This window comes from Streptomyces sp. NPDC043853, from assembly GCF_056436025.1.
In genome coordinates, this window is the sequence record NZ_JBWKDJ010000001.1 from 466,522 (window position 1) to 488,810 (window position 22,289).

At 71.8% G+C, this 22,289-nt stretch carries 21 protein-coding genes; 10 read left to right on the plus strand and 11 right to left on the minus strand.

Annotation, left to right across the window (positions count from 1 at the left end; all coding sequences use genetic code 11):
- Positions 1–175 precede the first annotated feature (175 nt).
- Complete coding sequence (locus tag AC067U_RS01960; RefSeq protein ID WP_478827635.1) at positions 176–1,114, plus strand: hypothetical protein; 939 nt, start codon at positions 176–178, stop codon at positions 1,112–1,114.
- A gap of 54 nt (positions 1,115–1,168) precedes the next feature.
- On the plus strand, positions 1,169–1,423 hold the full coding sequence (locus AC067U_RS01965) for a hypothetical protein (RefSeq protein WP_478827636.1): 255 nt from the start codon (positions 1,169–1,171) through the stop codon (positions 1,421–1,423).
- Positions 1,424–1,474: 51 nt separating this feature from the next.
- Here AC067U_RS01965 and AC067U_RS01970 read toward each other — a convergent pair whose 3' ends face one another.
- Entirely contained in the window at positions 1,475–2,026 is a 552-nt protein-coding gene (locus AC067U_RS01970) for a flavoprotein (RefSeq protein ID WP_478827637.1), read from the minus strand.
- Between the two features lie 93 nt (positions 2,027–2,119).
- On the opposite strand from AC067U_RS01970, the gene AC067U_RS01975 reads away from it, so the two are divergent.
- From AC067U_RS01975 to tgmC, 5 genes are all read left to right on the plus strand, one after another.
- Entirely contained in the window at positions 2,120–3,295 is a 1,176-nt protein-coding gene (locus AC067U_RS01975) for a helix-turn-helix domain-containing protein (RefSeq protein ID WP_478827638.1), read from the plus strand.
- A 92-nt stretch (positions 3,296–3,387) separates the two neighbouring features.
- Positions 3,388–3,816, plus strand: a complete 429-nt coding sequence (locus AC067U_RS01980) for a DUF6415 family natural product biosynthesis protein (protein ID WP_478827639.1) — start codon at positions 3,388–3,390, stop codon at positions 3,814–3,816.
- An 85-nt stretch (positions 3,817–3,901) separates the two neighbouring features.
- Positions 3,902–4,156 carry a putative ATP-grasp-modified RiPP gene (gene tgmA / locus AC067U_RS01985; RefSeq protein ID WP_478827640.1) on the plus strand — a complete coding sequence of 85 codons (255 nt, stop codon included), beginning with the start codon at positions 3,902–3,904 and terminating at the stop codon, positions 4,154–4,156.
- On the plus strand, positions 4,156–5,121 hold the full coding sequence (tgmB, locus tag AC067U_RS01990) for an ATP-grasp ribosomal peptide maturase (protein WP_478827641.1): 966 nt from the start codon (positions 4,156–4,158) through the stop codon (positions 5,119–5,121). The genes tgmA and tgmB overlap by 1 nt, the downstream gene beginning before the upstream one ends.
- Positions 5,118–6,284 carry an ATP-grasp peptide maturase system methyltransferase gene (gene tgmC, locus AC067U_RS01995; RefSeq protein WP_478827642.1) on the plus strand — a complete coding sequence of 389 codons (1,167 nt, stop codon included), beginning with the start codon at positions 5,118–5,120 and terminating at the stop codon, positions 6,282–6,284. Before tgmB ends, tgmC begins: the two co-directional genes overlap by 4 nt.
- 200 nt (positions 6,285–6,484) lie before the next feature.
- Here the strand turns inward: tgmC and AC067U_RS02000 are convergent, their stop codons facing one another.
- Entirely contained in the window at positions 6,485–7,366 is an 882-nt protein-coding gene (locus AC067U_RS02000; RefSeq protein ID WP_478827643.1) for an MmyB family transcriptional regulator, read from the minus strand.
- Positions 7,367–7,480: 114 nt separating this feature from the next.
- On the opposite strand from AC067U_RS02000, the gene AC067U_RS02005 reads away from it, so the two are divergent.
- Complete coding sequence (locus AC067U_RS02005) at positions 7,481–8,512, plus strand: zinc-dependent alcohol dehydrogenase family protein (protein WP_478827644.1); 1,032 nt, start codon at positions 7,481–7,483, stop codon at positions 8,510–8,512.
- A 37-nt stretch (positions 8,513–8,549) separates the two neighbouring features.
- Here the strand turns inward: AC067U_RS02005 and AC067U_RS02010 are convergent, their stop codons facing one another.
- Together AC067U_RS02010 and AC067U_RS02015 are read right to left on the minus strand one after the other, a co-directional pair.
- On the minus strand, positions 8,550–10,190 hold the full coding sequence (locus AC067U_RS02010) for an ankyrin repeat domain-containing protein (protein WP_478827645.1): 1,641 nt from the start codon (positions 10,188–10,190) through the stop codon (positions 8,550–8,552).
- A gap of 34 nt (positions 10,191–10,224) precedes the next feature.
- Positions 10,225–12,063, minus strand: a complete 1,839-nt coding sequence (locus AC067U_RS02015; RefSeq protein ID WP_478827646.1) for an AMP-dependent synthetase/ligase — start codon at positions 12,061–12,063, stop codon at positions 10,225–10,227.
- 91 nt (positions 12,064–12,154) lie between these two features.
- Between AC067U_RS02015 and AC067U_RS02020 the strand changes: the two genes are divergently transcribed.
- Positions 12,155–12,892, plus strand: coding sequence for a MerR family transcriptional regulator (locus AC067U_RS02020; protein WP_478827647.1), 738 nt, complete (start codon positions 12,155–12,157; stop codon positions 12,890–12,892).
- Between the two features lie 30 nt (positions 12,893–12,922).
- Here AC067U_RS02020 and AC067U_RS02025 read toward each other — a convergent pair whose 3' ends face one another.
- Entirely contained in the window at positions 12,923–13,495 is a 573-nt protein-coding gene (locus AC067U_RS02025) for a YceI family protein (protein ID WP_478827648.1), read from the minus strand.
- A gap of 70 nt (positions 13,496–13,565) precedes the next feature.
- Positions 13,566–14,456 carry a hypothetical protein gene (locus AC067U_RS02030; protein ID WP_478827649.1) on the minus strand — a complete coding sequence of 297 codons (891 nt, stop codon included), beginning with the start codon at positions 14,454–14,456 and terminating at the stop codon, positions 13,566–13,568.
- A 255-nt stretch (positions 14,457–14,711) separates the two neighbouring features.
- Between AC067U_RS02030 and AC067U_RS02035 the strand changes: the two genes are divergently transcribed.
- On the plus strand, positions 14,712–15,395 hold the full coding sequence (locus AC067U_RS02035; RefSeq protein WP_478827650.1) for a maltokinase N-terminal cap-like domain-containing protein: 684 nt from the start codon (positions 14,712–14,714) through the stop codon (positions 15,393–15,395).
- A gap of 99 nt (positions 15,396–15,494) precedes the next feature.
- Here the strand turns inward: AC067U_RS02035 and AC067U_RS02040 are convergent, their stop codons facing one another.
- From AC067U_RS02040 to AC067U_RS02060, 5 genes are read right to left on the minus strand one after another with little or no spacing between them, the layout of a single operon-like run.
- Positions 15,495–17,663, minus strand: coding sequence for a 3-hydroxyacyl-CoA dehydrogenase NAD-binding domain-containing protein (locus AC067U_RS02040; RefSeq protein ID WP_478827651.1), 2,169 nt, complete (start codon positions 17,661–17,663; stop codon positions 15,495–15,497).
- Positions 17,664–17,707: 44 nt separating this feature from the next.
- Complete coding sequence (locus AC067U_RS02045) at positions 17,708–18,922, minus strand: acetyl-CoA C-acetyltransferase (RefSeq protein ID WP_478827652.1); 1,215 nt, start codon at positions 18,920–18,922, stop codon at positions 17,708–17,710.
- A 21-nt stretch (positions 18,923–18,943) separates the two neighbouring features.
- A complete protein-coding gene (locus AC067U_RS02050; protein WP_478827653.1) occupies positions 18,944–20,086 on the minus strand; it encodes an acyl-CoA dehydrogenase family protein in 1,143 nt (380 codons plus the stop codon).
- A 14-nt stretch (positions 20,087–20,100) separates the two neighbouring features.
- Entirely contained in the window at positions 20,101–21,126 is a 1,026-nt protein-coding gene (locus AC067U_RS02055) for an LLM class F420-dependent oxidoreductase (RefSeq protein WP_478827654.1), read from the minus strand.
- Positions 21,126–22,241, minus strand: a complete 1,116-nt coding sequence (locus AC067U_RS02060) for a CaiB/BaiF CoA transferase family protein (RefSeq protein ID WP_478827655.1) — start codon at positions 22,239–22,241, stop codon at positions 21,126–21,128. Before AC067U_RS02060 ends, AC067U_RS02055 begins: the two co-directional genes overlap by 1 nt.
- Positions 22,242–22,289 lie beyond the last annotated feature (48 nt).

A 22,289-nucleotide genomic window follows, 5' to 3' on the forward strand; every position in this document is an offset into this window, starting at 1 on the left:
TGCGAGTCCGCAGAGCAGGGGCACGAGGCCGGCTCGGAAGAGTGGTGTCTGATCGGTGAGTGCCGAGGCAATGACGAGGGCAGCCCCCACAGCTACTGTCGCCACGGCAACGGTCACGGCTCTTGGTACGTGCATCCGTTCACCCTTCTGCGGCAGCACCCCCCGCGGAGCTGCTTTGTGCGTCGCCTTGCTTGCGCAAGCGCCTGACCATCGTGACGAACCAGTCGCGATCTTCCCGTGGGACGCCTGCCGCTTCTGCCAACTCCTCGGGCGTCAGGGATTTTTCGGACGATACCGCGCCGCGGCCGGTTTCATGCCTCGAATGTTGAAAGTCGCCTTCCGCTGCCTTGCCGGTGCGGACGAGGAACTCATCGAGGGGCACGAGCAGATCTACACCGGCGGGACCACGGTCACCCTGTCCGGCACCGGCGAGCTGTCCGTGACCCTGGTGACGAACGACGCCGCGGGCGTTGAGCCGGCGACCGGGCGTGCGTGGATCGTCGAGGAGCGGATCACCGGCCAGCCGTACCGGCGCCGGGCATTCGCCCTCGACACCGGGGACGGTTCTCCGATCGATCTCGTGGATCTCGTCGTGGCGGATCCGGCACTGCCCGGGTACGTGCGGGGCGCGACCGGGCCCGCGAGGCCGACCGGCCCTCAGGGCGCGACCGGGGCGACCGGCCCGGCCGGGCCGCCGGGATCGGAGGCCGAGGCCCAGGCGTATACGGATGCCGCGGTCGCGGCGCACGCCGCGGACGCGACGGGCGTGCATGGGATCGCGGATACGTCTGCCCTGGAGACGACGGCTGGCGCCACCGCGAAGGTCAGCGCGCATACGGCCGCGGTCGACCCGCACGGCGACCGGGCGTGGGCCGCCGGCCAGTTCTACCCGAACGCGAGCGGTGTCGCCCTGGACGGGTATTTGAACGACGCCCTGAACCGGATCACCAGCCTGGAGACCCGGATGACGAACGCGGAGAACGAAGTTCGGTCCGCGATCAAGTCGGCTGACGAGCCGGTCGTTTCGTCGACCACGCTTCAGGACGACGACCACCTCGCGCTGTCCGTCGTGGCGGGCGGCTGGTACGCCATCGACGCGTTCCTCGATGTCTAGGGCGACCCGGCGGGCGACGTGACACTCGGCTGGTCGGTGCCAGCCGGGTCAACGATGTCGTGGACGGAGGGCGGCATCAGCGCGGGGAACACCAACAACATCGGGTCCATCAAGCTGCAGCGGAACGACGCGGCGACGAGCAGCGGTGTCGGCATCATCGCGGCTGGCTCCGCCGTCCGACCAGCTGGCCGGCTGGTCGTGGGCGGCACCGCGGGCACGCTCCAGTTGCGGTGGGCGCAGGCGAGTTCCTCGGCAACGCCCACCATCATCAAGACCGGGTCCTGGTTGCGGTTGACCCGGATCCTGTGACGCGAATGCCCCCTCTTGGCCTCCGGGCCGGGAGGGGGCGCTTTCGTGCGTCTACGCCCCGGCGGCTGGGAGCAGACCGTCCACGGCGTCCAGGGCCAGCCCCCACGGATATGCCTCCGGTCGGCCCTGGCCTGGCTGGTTGGGCACGAACCCGCCCTCGCCGTAGAGGACCCTCACGCCCATTTCGCGCAGCTCCTGCACGGACCGCTCGAACGCCCGGTGCTGGACGTAGGCCGCATTGACGCACGGCATGACCGCGATCGGGATGCCCTTGCCGATGCCTTCCGCGACGACGCCGACAACGAACCGGTCCGTAAGCCCGAGCGCCCACGCGTTCACGGTGTTGAAGGTGGCTGGCGCTACGAGGATGGCGTCTGCCTTGGGCCACACGTCCGGGTCTCCGGGGCGCTTGTACCGGCTGCGGACCGGGTGCCCGGTGAGCGCTGCGAGGCCGTCGAGACCGTCCTCCAGCCACTCCGCGGCGGTCGGCGTGAGGCCGAGGCAGACGTCCCAGCCGCGGGCCTGCGCGTCCTCGATCACGCGAGCGATGTCGAACACGGGCGGGGCGGCCGAGCCGAACAGATACAGGGTGCGCGTCGTCATGGGGACCGAGCCTATGCAACCGCCCCCGGTCCGGGCGGAGTCGGGGGCGGTGGCGGTACGGTCCTTGATGACGAGTCTTGGACGGAGACCAGTATGCCGCTACCCGACGATGACCACACCGGTTCCCGGATTCGCGCGCGGCGACGCCTTGCCCGGCTGTCGCAGCGCGAGTTGGCCGACCGGATCCCGTACAGCCTCAGCCTCTTAAGCCAGGTCGAGTGTGGGGCCCGCCCCGCCACTCCCGGGTTCGTGGCGGCTGTGGCGCAGGCGCTGCGCGTGGACACGTCCGAGCTGACAGGACCGCCCGCCGTGACATCCCTGCCCCCTGACCGCCTGCTGTCGCTGGTCGCACCCATTCGGGAGGCCCTCGACCGGTACGACCTCGGCCCGAACCCCGACCTCACCACTGTTCGGCCCGTGCCCGATCTCGTGGCAGAAGCGGAGACGCTGTGCCAGAAGGTGAGAGCTACCCACCTGCGGGCCGCAGCCAAAGCCGTGCCCGCGCTCATTGTGGAGCTCACCCACACGGCGTGGACCACCCCCACCACCGAGACGTGGCGGGCCCTCGCCTCGGCGTACCGGACTGCGCACGACGTGGCGCTCAAGCTGGACCACCCCGACCTAGCGCGCGTCGCCCTGGACCGCATGGGCTGGGCCGCCGGCCGAGCCTCGGATCCGTGCATGGAGGCGGTGCAGCGGTACAAGCGCGGCACCCTGTGGCGGTGCGCGACGAGTGTCCAGCTGATCAGGTCGGGGCAGGCGCTGCTGACCGGGCAGACCAGCCGTGAGGCCCTCGCCGTGACTGGCCAGCTGCACTTGGGCTTGGCCACTGTGGCAGCGAAGCAGGACGACGGCGCTGGCGTAGAGGCACACCTCGCCGCTGCGCGGGAACTGGCGAAGCGTGTTGGCGGCGAGGCCGGAGAGGTCCACTGGCTCAGCTTCGGGCGTACGAACGTCCGTCTGCACGAGCTCGGCACGTCGATCGCCATGGGTGACTACGACACCGCCCTTGGGCAGGCTCGCGCGCTGAAGCTCCCCGCCTCGACGCTGACCTCGCGGCGCGCCCGCTACCTGGTGGACCGCGCCTTCGTGGAGATGGAGGCCGGCTCCCCGAAGACGTCCCTCCGGTACCTGGCGGACGCCCGGAAGATCGCGCCGGAGCAGACCCGGCACCTGCCGGGCACGCGGGCCACGATCCGTGGCCTGGTCCACATGTCGCGGCGTGCGCCGGACAGCCTTGGTGGGATGGCTCGTTGGATCGGCATGTAGCAGGCGGAGCACTCACAAAAGTGTGAGTGTTCTGGCCTCCCTGGGGCGTCACGCTGGTGTCCATCACCCGCTGACGAGGTAGGGAGCACGGGATGACCACCCCGGTAGACGTGGACACCGGCACGGCCCTGGTCCTGAGGGCCCTGGTGCCGTACGGCCAGCGGCCGGCGGCCGAGGACGTGGCCGCGCTGATCGCGGATCTACTCACCTACGGCAACGACCTCGTAGCTTTGGTCGGGGTCCGCTCGGCCGCGGCCTCGGCGGTGGACGAGTGGATCCACCTCGCCGGAACCGGCCCGGCCGACACCCCGCACGCCAACTGGAATCACGCTCGCGGCCTGGCGCGGATCATCTCGCGCCTGCACCGCGCCATCGGCGTCGTCCGGAACAGCTACGGGCCCCCGTACATCGGGCGCCCCGGGCTCCCACCGCTGTCTCCCGAGCAGCCTGCGGGACCCCCTCAGGGCCACACGAGTGGCGTCGACAGGCCCAATACGTCGCGACCGTCGTCGGCCCGCTGACCGCAATCGTCGTCGGCAGTAACCGACCCCCGGGTTCCACCCGGAACCTGGGTTCACCCACACCGATCGGAGTCCCATGACCATCATGCCTCCTGCCCCCGTCACCCCCTGGGGGAGCAGCCGCCTCGCGCCGTTCAGCACCACCGTGCGTGTCCCGCACGCCTCTGCGACGATCGACCCCGTCACCCAGCTCGGCATCTTCCGTGACCAGTACGGCCGGGTGGTAGAGATGGGCAAGCACGGCACCAGCAGCGCCACGGGAACCACGACCTCGACCAGCCCCGACGGTGGGCAGGGCAGCGGCGACCAGGGCAGCGACCAGGACAGCCAGCAGGACTGATGCAGACGACCGAGGAGAGGCCCATCCTGGTGGCCACCGAGGCGGACGACGTCACCGCTGACATGGTCATCACCGAACTCAACCGGCGCAGTATGCCGGTAGTCAGGTTCAACCCCGCCGACATCGGCGACAGCCTGACGGTCTCGGCTCGGTACGGCATCCGCCCGGCCCACGCGGCCGGGCGGATGCTCACACCGTCGAGAACGGCCCACCTGGATGCCGTGCGCGCCGTGTACTGGCGGCGGCCCACCTGGCCGGACTTCCCGCATCTGAGCCCCGACGACGCCCGGTTCGCCGCCGCCCAGACGCGGCACGGGCTCGGCGGCGTCCTACACGCCCTCGACGGTCCCCTCTGGGTGAACCACCCCCTACGGAACACCGAGTCCGACTACAAGCCCCACCAGCTCGCGCACGCCCAGCGTCTTGACCTCGCCGTGCCGGCCACCCTCATCACCAACGACCCGGCCGAGGCGCGCGAATTCATCGCGGCACACCCCGCAGTGATCCACAAGACCTTACGGGCAACGTCCTACCAGCGCGACGGCGTCCCCATGGTGTCATGGGCGGAGCCGGTCACGGCGGACGAGATCGACGACCGCGTCCGAGTCACCCCGCACCTCTTCCAGGCACGCGTCGACAAGACGTGTGACGTCCGCGTCCTGATCGTGGGCCGCCAGGTCTTCGCCGTCCGCATCACGTCCGATCTCCTGGACTGGCGGCGGGACTACTCTGCCCTGGCCTACTCGGTCATCACCCTGCCCACACCTCTGGAAACGGCGCTCCTCGCCTTCCTCGACGCCTTCGGCCTCGCCTCTGGCAGCTTCGACCTCGCCGTCGACCGCGCCGGAACGTACTGGCTCCTGGAACTGAACCCCAACGGCCAATGGGGCTGGCTGGAGGAGCACACCGGGCTCCCCATGGCCGCCGCCTTCGCTGACCTGCTCACCCAGGGAGAAACCCGTTGATCGACACCAGCCCCGAGCGACAGGCCCTCGCCGACCGCCTCGAAGCCGCAGGAGCCATCCGTACGCCCGCGTGGCGGAAGGCCGTCGAGGCCGTCCCCCGCGAACTGTTCCTGAACCCCGGCGTCTTCCTGCCCACGGACAACGGGCTCTGGCGTCCGACGACGGCCTCCGGCACGGACCCGGCGGAGTGGGTCCGGACCGCGTACTCCGACGAGTCTCTCGTCACGCAGCTCGACAACCAGCTCACAGCCGATGAGGCTCCCGGCCCAGTACCGGGCATCCCGACGTCCTCGTCCACGGTCCCGCGGCTGGTGCTGGAGATGATCGAGGAACTGGAGGTCGAGGACGGTCACCGTGTGCTGGAGATCGGCACCGGGACCGGGTACTCCACTGCCCTGATGTGCCACCGTCTCGGCGAGGACAACGTCACCACGATCGAGGTCGACCCCGAAGTCGCCGCCCGCGCCGACGCAGCCCTGGAGACCGCCGGGTTCTCCACCTGGACCGTCACGGGGGACGGACTCCTCGGCCTGCCCCGCCGCGCTCCGTACGACAGGGTGATCGCCACGTGCGGAGTCCGGCGCATCCCCTACACGTGGTTGCGACAGACGCGTCCCGGCGGCATCATCCTCGCCACCGTCGGATCACTGCTCACGGGGACCGGCCTCGCCAAGGTCACGGTTCGCGACGACGGAACGGCCGAGGGTCGGTTCGTCGCCCACACCAACTTCATGCAGGCGCGTTCCCAGGCCGTCACGCCGATCGCCGGAGACCTGTCCTCCCGCGTGGCGTACCCCGGCACCGAGCGCCGGGCCCTCGTCCCCCCGACCGACCTCGACGAGCCGATGCCGGCCTTCCTGGCCCAGCTGGCGGCGCCGACGGCACAGGTCTTGCGAGCCCAGGCCAGCGATGGCAGGGCCCTCGTCTACCTCTTTGACCCGGACCGGGAGTCGTTCGCCGAGCTCGCAGACGAAGGCGAGGGGTGGCTCGTACGTCAGGGCGGTCCTGTCTGCCTGTGGGACGACATCGAGCGGTCGCTCCTCGGTTGGGACGAAACGGGGCAGCCCGCCATCACCGAGGTGCACCTCCGCGTGACCGATCGATCCCATACGTACTGGATCAATGACTCCTCGGACCTGCATTGGCGTCATCCGGTTGCCTGAGTCATGACATACGCCCCGGCCGGCACCCCTTCCGTCGGCCGGGGCTACTCGCGGACGAGGTCGGGCGCCTCCTCGGCCGGAGCCCACACCGGCACCGCCGTGTACAGCGACAGCCCCAGCAACGGGACCCAGGTCGCTGACGACCAGGGCGACTCCCGGGACGTCTCAGCCGGGGCACCTGAAGCCTTACGGGGCAGCCCTCAGCCCTTCGCCCTCGTACGGGTGCCCGTCGTGCGGGTGCCCGTCGTGCGGGTGCCCGACGTGCGGGTGCCCGTCGTGCGGGTGCCCGACGTGCGGGTGCCCGCGCGGTGGTGCAGGAGGGCCGCGGTGGCCGCGTCGGCCGGCAGGAACGCCTCCAGGTGCAGTTCGGCCAGGGTGACGTCGACGGCCGTGGCGAAGGAGGTCACGGTGGTGAGCAGCCGCAGTTCACCGTCCGCCGTGCGCAGCCGCAGCGGTGCGGCGAACCCCACGTGGTCCGGGCCGGTCGGGGGTTCGGGCGGCAGGTAGCCGGTCAGCTCGGCTGCCAGTGCGTCGAGTTCGGGATCCGGGTGGGCGGCGGCGCGCGTGCGCAGGTTCGTCGTGATGTGCCGCCCCCACACGGCCAGGTTCGCCACCCGGGGCGCCATTCCCTCCGGGTGCAGGGCGAGCCGCAGCACGTTCACCGGCGGCTCCAGGAGGTGGGCGGCCGCGCCTTCGGTGAGCAGCCCGAACGCGTCGTTGGCGAGGACCAGGTTCCCGTGCCGGCCGACGGCCACCGCCGGATAGGGCAGGTGGCCGGTGAGGATGGAGCACAGTGCCGTCATGACCGGTTCGACGGCCGCGGCGTCCCGCGCCGATTCGGCGTAGGCCGGTGCGTATCCGGCGGCCAGCAGCAGGGAGTTGCGTTCCCGCAGGGTCAGGCCGAGGGATTCGGCCAGCCTGACCACCATGGCCCGCCCGGGGACGGAGCGGCCGCTCTCGATGAAGCTGACGTACCGCTGGGTGGTGCCGGCGCCGGTGGCGAGCTCCAGCTGGCTCATCCGCCGCAGCGTCCGTCGGCGGCGCATCTCCCGGGCGAACGGCGAAGGTGTGGTCGTGGCCATGAACCCTTTCTAACGGCCGCCGGGCGGACCGTGCGATTCCCCAGAGGGAATTGCCGGGCGCACGTCCGGCCCCGAGCATCGGTGGCACCGCAGGAAACCACTCTGGAGGCCGTGATGCGTGCGTACCGTCTGGAATCGTTCGGCGACGTCGAGGGGATCGTGCTCGGTGACCGCGGGCCGCGGGTGCCCGAGCCGACCGGTCCCACCGGCATCGTGGTCGCCGTGCGGGCCGCATCCCTCAACCGGCGCGACCTGATGATCCTGGACCGGTCCTACCCACTGCCCGCCGTGCCGGGGGTGGTTGCCCTCAGCGACGGCGCCGGAGAGGTCGTCGCCGTCGGGGACGCGGTGACCCGCTTCGCGGTGGGCGACCGGGTGGCCTGCGCGTACTTCCCGCGCTGGCGCACCGGTCCGATCACCCCGGAGGCCATCGATCAGCCCGGCTGCACGCTCGACGGATTGCTCGCCGAGTACGCCGTGCTGGACGAGGAGTGGGCGGTGGCCGTCCCCGCTCACCTGTCCTGGGAGGAGGCCGCCACCCTGCCGTGCGCGGCGGTGACCGCGTGGAGCGCGCTGACCGGCGGCGCTCCGCTGCTGCCGGGGCAGACGGTGCTGACCCTGGGCACCGGCCCGGTGGCCCTGTTCGCGATGCAGTTCGCCGCCATGCTGGGCTGCCGCATCGTGGCGACGACCTCGGGCGGTGCCGACAAGGCCGAGCGGCTCAAGCAGCTGGGCGCCGAGAGCGTCATCGACTACGTGCGCGAACCCGAGTGGGGTGCGCGGGTGAAGGAGCTCACGGACGGCCGGGGCGCCGACCTGGTGGTGGAGACCGGCGGCCCGGCGACCATCGAGCAGTCGGTGCGGGCCAGCGCCCTGTACGGCCAGATCGCCCTGCTGATCACCTCCGGGGCCGGCCGGGCGGGGATCGAGATCTCGAACGAGGCGTACGCGTCGAGCCTGGTCACGATCCGCCGCGAGTTCGTCGGCAGCCGTGACCGCTTCGAGGCCATGAACCGGGCGATCGACACGTTCGGTCTCCGCCCGGTGATCGGCCGCGTGCACTCCTTCGACGAAGCCCACGCGGCCTACCGCGGCTATGCCGAGGACGCCCCCTTCGGCAAGGTCGTCATCCGGATCGGCGCCTGAGCCCGCCGCGCATCGGCGACCGGGTTCGCCCCGCCGGTCACCCCCACGCGTCGAGCAGCGGACTGCCCTCGGGGATCCGCACCCAGCGGCGCGGCCCGCCGGAGACGCCCCGGGGGTCGGGCACCCGTAGGCCGGCAAGGTCGCAGGCGTAGGCCAGCTCGTGGGCGTTCGACAGGCCCGGTTCGCGATCCCACTGCCAGAAGCGGTGGAACCAGTGGCCGGCGCCGGCTTCGGCACGGGGCGACAGGCCGATCTCCTCCCGGAGCTCGGTCCGGCCGTCGACGGACAGGGCGCCGAACGTGCCGCCCTTGGGGTTGAAGTACACGCCGTAGGCCCGGTCGCCACCGGATACCGCGTCCAGTACCGAGGACGTGTTCATCAGGTACCAGCACGGCTGGAACAGCACGCATCCGCCCGGAACCCCGGTGACGCCGACGAAGCGCTCGGCGCCTTCCGCCCACGGGTCGAACCCGTCGGGATCAGGGTCGCCCACCTCGTGCGGCCCGAGCACCGGTGTGCGGGCCGGGTCGGCACCCAGGCGGCGGATCACCTCGTCCTCGTCGACCCCGCCGACGAACGCCACCGAGATCCCTTCGGTGTGTACGTCCCGGAAGACCTCGGCCTGTTCGTCCGCGGCGCGGAACGCCTCGCGCTCCCCCTCCGTGAGAGGAACCGCACCGGGCAGCGCCTCGAAGGCGGATGCCAGGCCGGTGGCGAGCGCAAGGCGTCCGGGCGACCAGGCACCCACCTGCGGCGTCCAGGCGTCCGCCCCCGCTCGGAGCAGAACGGCGGTGTTGTCGGCGGCGCCGTGGCACACCGCTTCCCAGAGGGCGGTGACGCCCTCGCTGTGCACCGCGTCCACGTCCGCCACCAGCCGGACCAGCTCGGCCACCGACTCCGGCCGCCCCGACGCGGCGAGCCGGTGCAGCGGTGCCGCCTCGGGGTCCTCCGGGTCCGCGCCGGCCGCCAGCCGGGCCCGGACCAGCTCGGGGTCGGCCCAGCCCTCGTACCCCATGTAGTCCCAGTCGTCGCGGTCCGACGGCGGGACGGGCCGTGCCTGGGCTTCGTACTGCCAGAAGGGGAGAACGGGCGGCTGGGCAGCCATGATCTCTCCGGGGCCGCGGCTCCACCAGGCGAACCCCTCCGACTCCCCGTCCTCCGGCCCGGGCGGCGGCGGGAGGTCCGGCCAGATCTCGACCGCCCCGGCCGCTGCCGCACGCAGAGCCGCGCCGTCGAACTCCGTCCGGGTCTCGGGCACCCCCCGCGCGGGCCACTCGGTGATCAGGGTGAGCGGCCCGTCCGGCGGCAGCTGCGAGAGGTGCAGGTCTACGCCGTGGTGGAAGGGGCCACTGGCGCCTCCGTGGACCCGGAGGCTCGGCCGGGCGTCCTCGTCGTCCAGGGTGCTGACGACTCGGCCGTCCGCGAACCGCACCGCGACGCGCAGCCCGTCCGGGCCGCCCCCACGGTCCCCCTCCGGCGTGCGGCGCAGGAAGACGCCGAGCCTGATGCCCAGTGAAGCCGGCCAGACCTCCCAGCCGGTCAGCACGATACGGACGTCCGGTCCGGCGCCGGCCGCCGTGGTCTGCGGCAGCCGGGCCGGGACGTACCAGTGGTCGGGCGGGTAAGGCTCGTCGCCGTCCCCGGCGGTGTAGGCGGTGAGTTCCCCGAATTCGGTCATGGGGACGATCGTGGCAGCTGCCACTGACAACGGGTCAGGAAGCGGGCGCGTCCTGTTCGTACATCCCGTCGATGGCCTCCGCGTACCGTTCGCGGACCGCGCGGCGGCGGAGTTTGAGGGACGGGGTCAGTTCGCCGGTTTCCGGGCCCCACTCCTCCGTCAGGACGCGGTATTTCTTGATCTGTTCGGTGCGGTTCAGGCGGGCGTTGGCCGCTTCGACCGCGCGGGCGATCTCCTCCCGGATCCGGGGGTGGGCGGCGAGGGCGGTGAGGGTGGTGTCCTCGATACCGTGGGCGGCCGCCCAGACGGGGGCCAGTTCCGGGTCGAGGACGAGGAGGGCGACCAGGTAGGAGCGGCCGTCGCCGTGCACCAGGGCCTGGCCGATCAGCGGGTGCTCCTTGACGGTGTTCTCCACCAGCGCCGGCGCGACGTTCTTGCCGGTGGAGGTGATGATGAGCTCCTTCTTGCGGTCGGTCAGCCAGAGGAAGCCGTCCTCGTCCAGCCGTCCGATGTCGCCGGTGGGGAACCAGCCCTCGGCGTCGCCCGCGCTCTCCACCGAGCCGTCCGGCCGCAGGTAGCCGTCGAAGACGGTGGCGCCGCGGGCGAAGATCTCGCCGTCCTCCGCGATCCGCAGTTCCAGGCCCTCGATGGGGCGGCCCACCGAGCCGAGCCGGAACGCGTCCGGGCTGTTGACGGTGCACACGCCGGAGGTCTCCGTCAGCCCCCACGCGTCCATGATGGTGATGCCCCAGCCGGCCCAGAAGCGGGTCACGTCGATCGGCATCGGCGCGGTGGCGCTGGCCGTCCAGACCAGCCGGTCGAGCCCGGCCAGGGTCAGCAGCGGGTCGAGGACGCGCTCCTTGGCGCGTGCGTACGCGGCGGCCGTCTCCGCCGGGACCTCCTCACCGCGCTCGTGGTGCGCGGCCCGGGCGCGCGCCAGGTCGTTCGCGGCCTCGATGGCGGTGCGCTGGTCCGCCGGCAGCTTCGCCAGGACGGCCCGTACGGACGCGGCGAGCTTCTCCCAGACCCTGGGTACGCCGAAGAACTGGACGGGGCGCAGCTCGCGGACGGCGCCGGCGACGGCCGCGGGGTCGGCGCACAGCCGGACGTGCGCGGCGCGCAGCAGCGGCAGGTAGATGCCGAGGATGCGTTCGGCGATGTGGGCCAGCGGCAGGTAGCTGATGTGTTCGGCGTGCTCGGGCAGGTCCGTGTTCCGGTCCAGCCGGACGGCCTGGAGCATGATGTTCCGGTGGGTGAGCCGGACGCCCTTGGGGTCGCCGGTGGTGCCTGAGGTGTAGACGACGGTGAGCGCGTCCTCGGGCCGGGACTCCTGCCAGGCCTTCTCGAAGCCCTCCGGGCGGTGCAGCCGGGCTCCGCTCGCGTACAGGGAGGCGTACGTGCCGTGGCCGCCGGCCTGCGCGGCCTCGGCCACGACCAGCCGCTCAAGCCGGGTGGTGGGGTCGGCCAGCAGCGGTTCCCAGCGGGCCAGTTCGCGGGTGCCCTCGACGACGGCGAGGCGGGCGCGGCTGTGCCGGGCGATGTGGGCGATCTGCTCGGGGGCGGAGGTGCCGTACACGGTGACGGGGACGGCGCCGAGGTGGACCAGGGCGAGGTCGGTGAGCCAGTGCTCGGGGCGGTTGCCCATCATCATCAGCACGTGCTCGCCGCGTTCGACGCCGAGGGCGGCGTAGCCGGCGGCGAGGAGGGCGACCCGGTGGCGGACCTCGGACCAGGTGAGGGTCGACCATTCCGCTCCCCCGCCGGTGCGCCAGGACAGGGCGGGCAGTTCGGGGTGCTCGGCGGCGTTTCGGGCGAGCAGGGCGGGCAGGGTGAGCGCGTCGGCGGGTGCGGGAAGTCGCAGGTTCGTCGTCATGGGCAGCTCCTGGCCGTTTCACATCGTTGGTGCGACAGCAATACTGTTGAACCTGAGGCGCAGATCAGAGAGCGAGAGCGAGGCACAGCCGATGAGCAGCCAGGCGCAGGAGCCCACGCCCACGCTCACGCTGACCGTGGACGAACTCGCGGCGCGAGCCGGTGTCACCGTCCGTACCGTACGGTTCTACAGCACGCGCGGGCTTTTGCCCCCTCCCGTGATCGGCCCCCGTCGCGTGGGGCACTACGGGCCGGAGCACCTGTCGCGGCTGGCGCTGATCGAGGAGCTCCAGGTGCAGGGCATGACCCTGTCGGCGATCGAGCGCTACCTGGACGCCCTGCCGGACGATCTCAGCGCCCATGACCTGGCCATTCACCGGGCGCTGGTGGCGAGCTGGGCGCCCGACCCGGAGCAGGAGAGCTCGCGGGCGGAGCTGGAGAAGCGGGCCGGCCGGACCCTGTCGGACGCCGATGTGCGGCGGCTGACGGCGATGAACGTGATCGGTCCGGCCGGCGACGGCTTCCGGGTGGATCCGGCGCTGCTGCGGCTGGGGGTGGCGCTGTTGGACGTGCCGATCGCGCACGAGACGATCCTGGCCGCCCGGACGGTGCTGATGGAGCACGCGCGGGCGACGGCGCACGAGCTGACGGCGCTGTTCCGGGACGAGGTATGGGGTCCGTTCACCCGGGGAGAGGACGATCCGGAGCGGGTGGAGTCGATGAAGGCGCTGTCCGCGCACATGCAGCCGCTGGTGGTGCAGGCACTGGTGACCTCCTTCCAGCGGTCGCTGCGCGACGAGCTGCGGGCGGCGTTCGCCGGCGAGGACTGACCCGGCCCGCCGCGGATCCCCGGGGCCGCCTCATCCGGCCGCCCCGCCGGGCTCCAGGACCGCCTCGATGTCGACGACGACGTCGATCTCGTCACTGACGACCACGCCGCCCCGGTCGACCGCGTCGTTCCAGCTCACCCCGAAGTCATGGCGGTTGATCCGGGTCGTGGCGGTGAAGCCGGCCCGGCGCCGCGGTCCGAGGTTCCGGCCTTCCTCCCACCACGGGGTGTTCCACTGCCCCAGGTAGGTGACGTCGAAGCACACGGAACGCGTCACGCCGCGGACGGTGAGGTCACCCGTGACCTGGAACTCGGTCCCGCTCATCTGCCGGACCCCGGTCCCGGTGAACGTCCACGTCGGATGGTGCTCGACGTCGAAGAAGTCGGCGCTGCGCAGGTGGGCGTCACGCCGGGGTTCACCGGTGTAGACCTGGGTCGCGTCGACGGTCGCCCGGATGCGGGCCGTCTCCGGCGCGTCCGGATCGACCTCCAGCCGGCCTTGCATGTTCTTGAGCTGCCCCCGCACGGGGGCGACCATCATGTGCCGGGCGCGGAACTCCGCCGCACTGTGGCCGGGCTCGAAGAACCACGTCGTCAGGGTCATGGCGGTTCCTCACGGTCATGGCGCTTCCTCGCGGTCGTGAACGCCGCGCGCCCACCGTGGACTTGCGCGCTCACACACCGCCCTCGATGATCGACCAGCCCGAGGAGACGTCGCTCAGCGGGCCGACGTTGCGGTAGTTCCCGTTGTTGAGGGTCGAGGTCCAGGCGGTGCCGTCGGTCTTGTAGAAGAACAGGCTGTCCGCCGTCCGGCCCACCGTGTTCCACACGCCCGACGTGCCGATGTCCTCGAACTGGCCGACCTCGCCGTCGGCCGCCGTGGTGACCTTGTACGTGAGTTGCGTGCTGCTGGTCTTGGCCAGGCCCATGACGGAGTTCTGGGTGGCGATCAGCGTTCCCAGGAACACGTCCCCGTCCCTGTTGCCGGTGTTCCGGTAGACGCCGCGCTGGAGCGTCCCGAACCCGACGTTGCTCTCGGGGAATTCGGTGGAGCCCCTCCTGGCCGTCGTCGCCACCAGCGTGTCGCAGGAAGCGGCCATAGAGGCCCAGCCGGTGCTGAAGTTGTCGTACGTGCGGACCTGTTGGTACCTGCCGCCCTTCAGCGTGCCCGATCCTCCGTGACCGGTGGCGGAGTTGTAGGCGAGCACCGAGTCGCCGGACGCCTCCAGCTGGGTCCAGCCGGTGGAGAAGTTGTCGTAGGTCTGGACGCGCCGGTACCGGCCTCCGGTGAACGTGCCGCTCTCCCCTTCCCCGGTGTTCGCGTCGTACAGCAGCAGTGAGTCGCGGCTCGCGGCGGCGTGCGTATACCCGGAGGGGAGGCTGAGTGCACCCGTGTATCGCCAGCGGCCCGCCGACAGCGTGCCGGTTCCCGCCTCACCGCTGCTCTTCTTGTAGAAGAAGAGGGAGGTGTTCGGGGTGGTCTGGTCGCAGAAAGCCGAGGCGGACGCGGGTGTCGCCGGCGCTGTCAGCGTGACGGCCAGCGTGGCCGTGGCAAGGGTGGCCACCAGGGATTTCCTCATGATTCTCCCCGTTCTTCGCACATGAACGCATATGAACGCACATGAAGAGGTGCTCCCCCAAGCCGTGCACGGCGCGGGAAAAGGGCGCGTGCCCGTCCATCGTGCGCCGGGTCCGGCGGCCTCGCATCTCGGGTACCGGCCACTGCCGGCTCCGCGGCGGGCAGTACCCGCGGGGACGGCCCGCGGGACGGCCGTGCCGGATCGCCGAACTCCGGCTCGGCGCCGGGTAGGTTGGCGGGCATGGCAGTCATTCACAGGACCACGATGGAACCCGGCAAGCTGGAGCTCCTCGCCTCCTGGCTCCCCTCGCAGCCGTGGTACGGCGGCGGGTCGGGGGCCTCGCCGGAGTTGGCCAAGGCCGGAGGCTTCCGGCTGGAGGACCCGGAGGGCGAGGTCGGCATCGAGTTCATGGTGGTCACCGACACCTCAGGTGCCGCGCCGGCGGCGTACCTCGTCCCGCTGACCTACCGGGACGCGCCGCTGGAAGGAGCCGTGCAGGGCCTCGTGGGCACGTCGGAGCACGGGGTGCTGGGGCGCCGGTGGGTCTACGACGGGACGCACGACCCGGTACTGGTCGCGCAGCTGCTCGCGCTGCTCCAGGGGAAGGCCGAGGCGCAGCACCAGAACGAGTCCGACACCCCCGACCCCACGGTCACCGCGGCGTACGCGGGCCCGGGCCTCACGGCCGCTCCCGGCGCCGCGCCCGCCGTCTCGCACACGGTGCGCGGGACCGGGATCGCGGTGGTGGCCGACGGGGACGGCGGCCGGCTGACCCTTCAGGTGACCCGCCTGCTGCGGCCCGGCGGACCCGGGGACGAGAACACGGCCGCGGGCGCGCCGGGCCACGTCACCGCCGGCTGGACGGCACCCGACGGCACCGCGGAGCGCGGGGTGTTCGCGACCGTGCGCGGCACCACGGCCTGAGCACCGGGCCCGCGGACGACCTGGTCCCGCCCGCCCGTACACCGGGCGGGCGGGACGGGCCGCGAGCGGGTCTGCGGCCGTCACCCGTGACGGCGGCCGTCAGTCGGTGAAGGTCTCGCCGCGCTCGGCCTTCTCCAGCAGCAGGGTCGGCGGGGTGAACCGCTCGCCGTAGGTGGCGGCGAGGTCGCGGGCGCGGGCCACGAAGCCGGGCAGGCCGCCCTCGTAGCCGTTGATGTACTGGAGCACGCCGCCGGTCCAGGCCGGGAAGCCGATGCCCATGATGGAGCCGATGTTGGCGTCGGCGACCGAGGTGAGCACGCCCTCCTCCAGGCACCGGACGGTGTCCAGGGCCTCGGCGAAGAGCATCCGCTCCTTCATGTCCTCGAACGGGATCTCGTAGCCGGGCTTGGTGAAGTGCTCGCGCAGCCCCGGCCAGATGCGGTCCCGCTTGCCGTCCGTGTAGGTGTAGAAGCCGGCGCCGCCGCTGCGCCCCGGACGCTCGAACTCGTCGACCATGCGGTCGATGACGGCGTCCGCCGGGTGCTCGGTCCAGGTCCGGCCCTCCGCCTCGACGGCCTTGCGGGTCTCGTTGCGGATCTTCCGCGGCAGGGTGAGGGTCAGCTCGTCCATCAGGGAGAGCACCTTCGCCGGGTAGCCGGCCTGCGCGGCGGCCTGCTCGATGGAGGCGGGCTCGATGCCCTCGCCGACCATCGCCACGCCCTCGTTGATGAACTGGCCGATGACCCGCGAGGTGAAGAAGCCGCGCGAGTCGTTGACCACGATCGGGGTCTTGGCGATCTGCCGGACCAGGTCGAAGGCGCGGGCGACGGCCTCGTCCCCGGTCCGCTCGCCCTTGATGATCTCCACCAGCGGCATCTTGTCGACGGGCGAGAAGAAGTGCAGGCCGATGAAGTCGGCGGGCCGGGAGACTCCCTCGGCCAGGCCGGTGATGGGCAGCGTGGAGGTGTTGGAGCAGAGCAGCGCGTCGGGCGCGACCACGTCCTGGATCTCCTGGAACACCCGGTGCTTGAGGGCGGTGTCCTCGAAGACCGCCTCGATGACGGCGTCGCAGCCCGCCAGGTCGGCGACGTCCCCGGTCGGGGTGATCCGGGCCAGCAGCTCGGCCCGCTTGGCCTCGGTCGTACGGCCCCGGGCCAGCGCCTTGTCGAGGAGCTTCTCGGAGTACGCCTTGCCCTTCTGCGCGGCCTCGGCGGTGACGTCCTTGAGGACCACCTCGATGCCCGCCTTGGCACAGGAGTACGCGATGCCCGCGCCCATCATGCCCGCGCCGAGCACGGCGACCTTGGTGACCTTGCGCGGCTCCACGCCCTGGGGGCGGCTGCGTCCGGCGTTGACGGCCTGCAGGTCGAAGAAGAACGCCTGGATCATGTTCTTCGCGGTCTGGCCGGTGACCAGCTCGGTGAAGTAGCGGGCCTCGATGGTGAGCGCGGTCTCGAAGTCGACCTGGGTGCCCTCGACGGCGCAGGCGAGGATGTTGCGGGGGGCCGGGTAGGGGGCGCCGTTCAGCTGCTTCTTGAGGTTGGCCGGGAAGGCCGGCAGGTTGGCGGCGAACTTCGGGTTCGCCGGGGTGCCGCCCGGGATCCGGTAGCCGGGTACGTCCCACGGCTGCTTCGACTCGGGGTTGGCGTCGATGAAGGCGCGGGCCTTGGCAAGCATCTCCTCGGGGGTGGCGGCCAGTTCGTGGACCAGGCCGTTGTCCAGGGCGCGCTGCGGGTTGTACTGGGTGCCCTGGAGCAGCACCTTCAGCAGGGCGTCGGCGATGCCCATCAGACGGACCGTACGGGTGACGCCGCCGCCGGCCGGCAGCAGGCCGAGGGTGACCTCGGGCAGGCCGATCTTCGATCCGGGGGCGTCCAGCGCGATCCGGTGGTGGGAGGCCAGGCAGATCTCGTAACCGCCGCCGAGGGCCGAGCCGTTGATGGCGGCGACGACCGGCTTGCCGAGGGTCTCGATGCGGCGCAGCGAGGCCTTGATGGCGTTGCCGGTGTCGAAGGCGAGCCGGGCGTCCTCGGGACGCAGACGGATCATGTCCTTGAGGTCGCCGCCGGCGAAGAAGGTCTTCTTGGCGGAGGTGAAGATGATGCCGCGGATGGAGTCCTTCTCGGCCTCGGCGCGGTCGGCGACGGCGGCGATGGAGTCCTTGAACGCCTGGTTCATCGTGTTCGCGGACTGGTTGGGGTCGTCCAGGACGAGGGTGACGACGCCGGTCTCGTCCTGCTCCCAGCGGATGGTGCTGTTGCTGCTCATGCGGGTCTTCTCCGTGAGTGTTCGCGGGGCGGGTGGGCCGGGTGTCAGATGCGCTCGACGACGGTGGCGATGCCCATGCCGCCGCCGACGCAGAGGGTGGCGAGCCCGTACCGCTTGTCCTGGCGCTCCAGTTCGTCGACGAGGGTGCCGAGGATCATGGCGCCGGTCGCGCCGAGCGGATGGCCCAGGGCGATGGCACCGCCGTTGACGTTGATCTTGTCCAGACCGATGCCCATGTCCGCGGCGAACCGCAGCACGACTCCGGCGAACGCCTCGTTGATCTCGATCAGGTCGATGTCGTCGATGGTCAGCCCGGCCTTGGCGAGCGCCTTGCGGGTGGCCGGGGCGGGACCGGTGAGCATGATGGTGGGCTCGGAGCCGGACACCGCGGCCGAGATGATCCGGGCGCGCGGGGTCAGGCCGTTGCGCTCGCCCGCCTCGCGGGAGCCGATCGCGACGAGCGAGGCGCCGTCGACGATGCCGGAGGAGTTGCCGGCGTGGTGCACGTGGTCGATCTTCTCGACCCAGTGGTACTTCTGCAGCGCAACGGCGTCGAAGCCGCCGAGGTCGCCGATGTCCGCGAAGGACGGCTTGAGCTTGGCCAGCGAGTCGGCGGTGGTGCCCGGGCGCATGTGCTCGTCGTGGTCGAGGACCACCAGGCCGTTGCGGTCCAGGACCGGCACGACGGACTTGGCGAACCGGCCGTCCTTCCAGGCGTTCGCGGCCCGCTCCTGGGACAGCGCGGCGTACTCGTCCACGTCGCGCCGGGAGAACCCGCCGATGGTGGCGATCAGGTCGGCGCCGATGCCCTGCGGCACGAAGTTGACGAGGTGGTTGGTCATCGGGTCGGCGAACCAGGCACCTCCGTCGGAGGCCATCGGCACCCGGGACATCGACTCGACGCCGCCGGCCAGCACCAGGTCCTCCCAGCCGGAACGGACCTTGGCCGCGGCCAGGTTGACGGCCTCCAGGCCGGAGGCGCAGAAGCGGTTCTCCTGCACGCCCGCCACCGTGTCCGGCAGCCCGGCGGCGATCGCCGCGATCCGGGCGATGTCCGAGCCCTGGTCGCCGACCGGGCCGACCACGCCGAGCACGATGTCGTCGATGGTGCCCGGGTCCAGTCCGGGGTTCCGCTCGCGCAGGGCCTGGATGAGACCCACGACCAGGTCGATCGGCTTGGTGCCGTGCAGGGCGCCGTTGGCCTTGCCGCGGCCCCGCGGGGTGCGGATCGCGTCGTATACGTAAGCTTCGCTGCTCACTGTCAAGCCTTTCGAGGGGAGTTAGCCGAGCAGGGAACGACCGATGATCTCCTTCATGATCTCGGTGGTCCCGCCGTAGATGGTCTGGATGCGGCCGTCGGTGAAGGCCCGCGCGACCCGGTATTCGGTCATGTAGCCGTAGCCGCCGTGGAGCTGGAGGCAGCGGTCCGCGACCCGCTTCTGCAGTTCGGTGGCCCACCACTTGGCCATCGAGGCGTGCACGTGGTCGAGTTCGCCGTTGGAGTGGTCGACGATGCACCGGTCGAGGAAGGTGCGGGTGACGGCGCACTCGGTGGCCATCTCCGCGATCTCGAAGCGGATGTGCTGCAGCTTGGAGAGCGGCCGGCCGAACGCCTCCCGCTCCTTGACGTACTCGGTGGTGATCTCCAGCAGGTGCTCGGCGGCCGCGATACCGGCCATCGCGATGCCCATCCGCTCCTGCGGCAGGTTGCCCATCAGGTGCAGGAACGCACCGTTGAGCTCGCCGAGCAGGTTCTCCTTGGGCACGCGCACGTCGTGGAAGAACAGCTCGGCGGTGTCCTGCGCCTTCTGGCCGATCTTGTCGAGGTTGCGGCCCCGCTCGAAGCCCTCCGTGCCGCGCTCGACGACCAGCAGGGACAGGCCGTGCGCCCCGCCCTCGGGGGTGGTCTTCGCGACCACGATGACCAGGTCGGCCAGGATCCCGTTGGAGATGAAGGTCTTGGACCCGTTGAGCACCCAGTGGTCGCCCCGGTCCTCGGCCGTCGTACGGATGCCCTGGAGGTCCGATCCGGCCCCCGGCTCGGTCATCGCGATGGCGGTGATGGTCTCGCCGCTGCAGAACCCGGGCAGCCAGCGGCGCTTCTGCTCCTCGGTCGCCAGCGAGGTCAGGTAGGGGCCGATGATGTCGTTGTGCAGGCCGATGGCCAGTCCGGCGGCCCCGGCCCGGGTGAACTCCTCGGCGATCACTGCGGCGTACCGGAAGTCCGGGTTGCCGCCGCCCCCGTACTCCTCCGGCACGGCCAGGCCGAGCAGCCCCTGCCGGCCCGCGGCGAGCCAGGCCTCCCGGCTGACGATGCCGTCCTTCTCCCAACTCTCGTAGTACGGCAGCACCTCCTTGTCGAGGAAGGTGCGCACGGTGGCCCGGAACGCCTCGTGCTCGGCTTCGAAGATCCGCCGCTTCATGTGTCCCCTGCCCCCTACAGCCAGTTCTTGACGGTTTCGATGGTCCGGGCCGGATCCGGCCCGACGGGCGTCACGTTGAGCATGGTGACCCCCGCCTCCCGGAACGCCTCGATGCGTTCGCGCACGTACCCCTCCGGCCCGCAGAGCGTCATCAGCTCGCAGAACTCGTCGGGGACGGCCGCCGCCGCGTCCCGCTTGCGCCCGGACAGGTACAGCTCCTGGATCCTGCGGGCCTCCTCCCCGTAGCCGTAGGCGACGGCGAGGTCGTTGTAGAAGTTCTTGCCGACCGCGCCCATGCCGCCCACGTACAGCGCGATCCGGGGGCGGGCCAGGTCGCGGGCGGCGGCCGCGTCCTCGCCGATGGCGAGCAGCCCGCCGGCCACGGTCTGCAGCGGCCCGAGGGCGGGGTCGCGCTTGGCGGCGCCTTCGGCGAGGGCGGGGCCCCAGACCTCCCGGGCCTTCTCGGGCAGGAAGAGGGTGGGCAGCCAGCCGTCGGCGATCTCGGCGGTGAGCGCCACGTTGGCCGGTCCGAGCGAGGCGACGTAGACGGGGATGGCGCTCCGGACGGGGCGGGTGAGGATCTTCAGCGGCTTGCCGTGCCGGCCGCCCTTCTCCGGCGGCAGCGGCATGTCGGTGATGCCGTGGTGGTCGATGGTCTCGCGGCGCCAGATCCGGCGGCACAGCTCGACGGTCTCGCGGGTGCGGCCGAGCGGGCGGTCGTACGGCTTGCCGTGCCAGCCCTCGACCACCTGCGGCCCGGACGCGCCGAGGCCGAGCAGGGCGCGGCCGCCGGAGAGCGCGTCGAGTCCGGCGGCGGTCTGCGCGATGAGCGCGGGCGTGCGGGAGTACACGTTGACGATCGCCGAGCCGATCTTCATCCGTTCGGTGCGGGCAGCGAGATAGCCCATGATCGTCGGGGAGTCGAAGCCCCAGGCCTCGGCCACCCAGACGGCGTCCAGACCGGCCGATTCCAGGGCCGCGGCCTCGTCGGCGGCTCGGCGCGGGTCGCCCGCGTAGTCGAGCAGCATGGACAGTTCCATCAGGTGTCCTTCCCGGGCTTGGCCTCGGCTCCGTTCCCGGCCAGCGCCGGCACGTCCCAGTCTCGCGCGACGGCCTCGGTGTCGGCACCGGGCAGCGCCGGGCCGCCGGTGACCACGGCCGGGGTGGCGGAGAACCGCGGCGCCGGCGCGGGCTGCACGATCCCCGCGGCCTCGGTGAAGGTGCCGCGGGCGGCGAGGTGCGGGTGGGCCGCGGCCTCGCGGAGCGAGAGCACCGGGGCCACGCAGGCGTCCGTCCCCTCGAACACCGCCGTCCACTCGTCCCGCGTACGGGTCCGGAAGCGTGCGGCCACGGTTTCCCGCAGCTCGCCCCAGCGGGCCAGGTCCTTGCGGGCCGGGGCCTGGTCGGCGATGCCGAGCAGCTCGGTGAAGGTGTCGTAGAACTGCTGCTCCAGCGCGCCGACCGCCATGTACTGCCCGTCGGAGGTCTCGTAGGTGCCGTAGAAGGGGCAGCCGCCGTCGAGCAGGTTGGCCCCGCGCCGGTCCTGCCAGCCGCCGGCCGCCATCATGCCGTGGATCATGGCGGTGAGGTGCGCGGTGCCGTCGACGATGGCGGCGTCGACGACCTGGCCGGTGCCGCCGGGGGTGCGGGCGTGCTGGAGGGCCGCGAGGACGCCGACGACGAGATAGAGCGAGCCGCCCGCGTAGTCGCCGACCAGGTTGGCGGGGACGGCCGGTGGCTCGCCCGGGTTGCCGATCATGCCGAGCGCGCCGGTGACCGCGATGTACGCGATGTCGTGGCCGGCGCTGTGGGCGAGCGGTCCGTCCTGGCCCCAGCCGGTCATCCGGCCGTACACCAGACGGGGGTTGCGGGCGTGGCACTCGGCCGGGCCGACACCGAGGCGCTCGGCGACACCGGGGCGGAAGCCCTCGATCAGGATGTCGGCGCGCTCCACCAGGTCGAGCACCCGGGCCGGACCCTCGGGGGACTTGAGGTCGAGCAGTACGGAGCGCTTGTTGCGGTTGGTGATGTCGTAGGCCGGGTTGACCGCGAGCCCGCCGCCGCCGGGGCGGTCCACGCGGACGACGTCGGCGCCGAGGTCGGCGAGGAGCATGGCGGCGAACGGGCCGGGGCCGATGCCGGCGAGCTCCACCACGCGCACTCCGGCGAGGGGACCTCGGGGCGCGCGGCTCCCGGGGCCGGC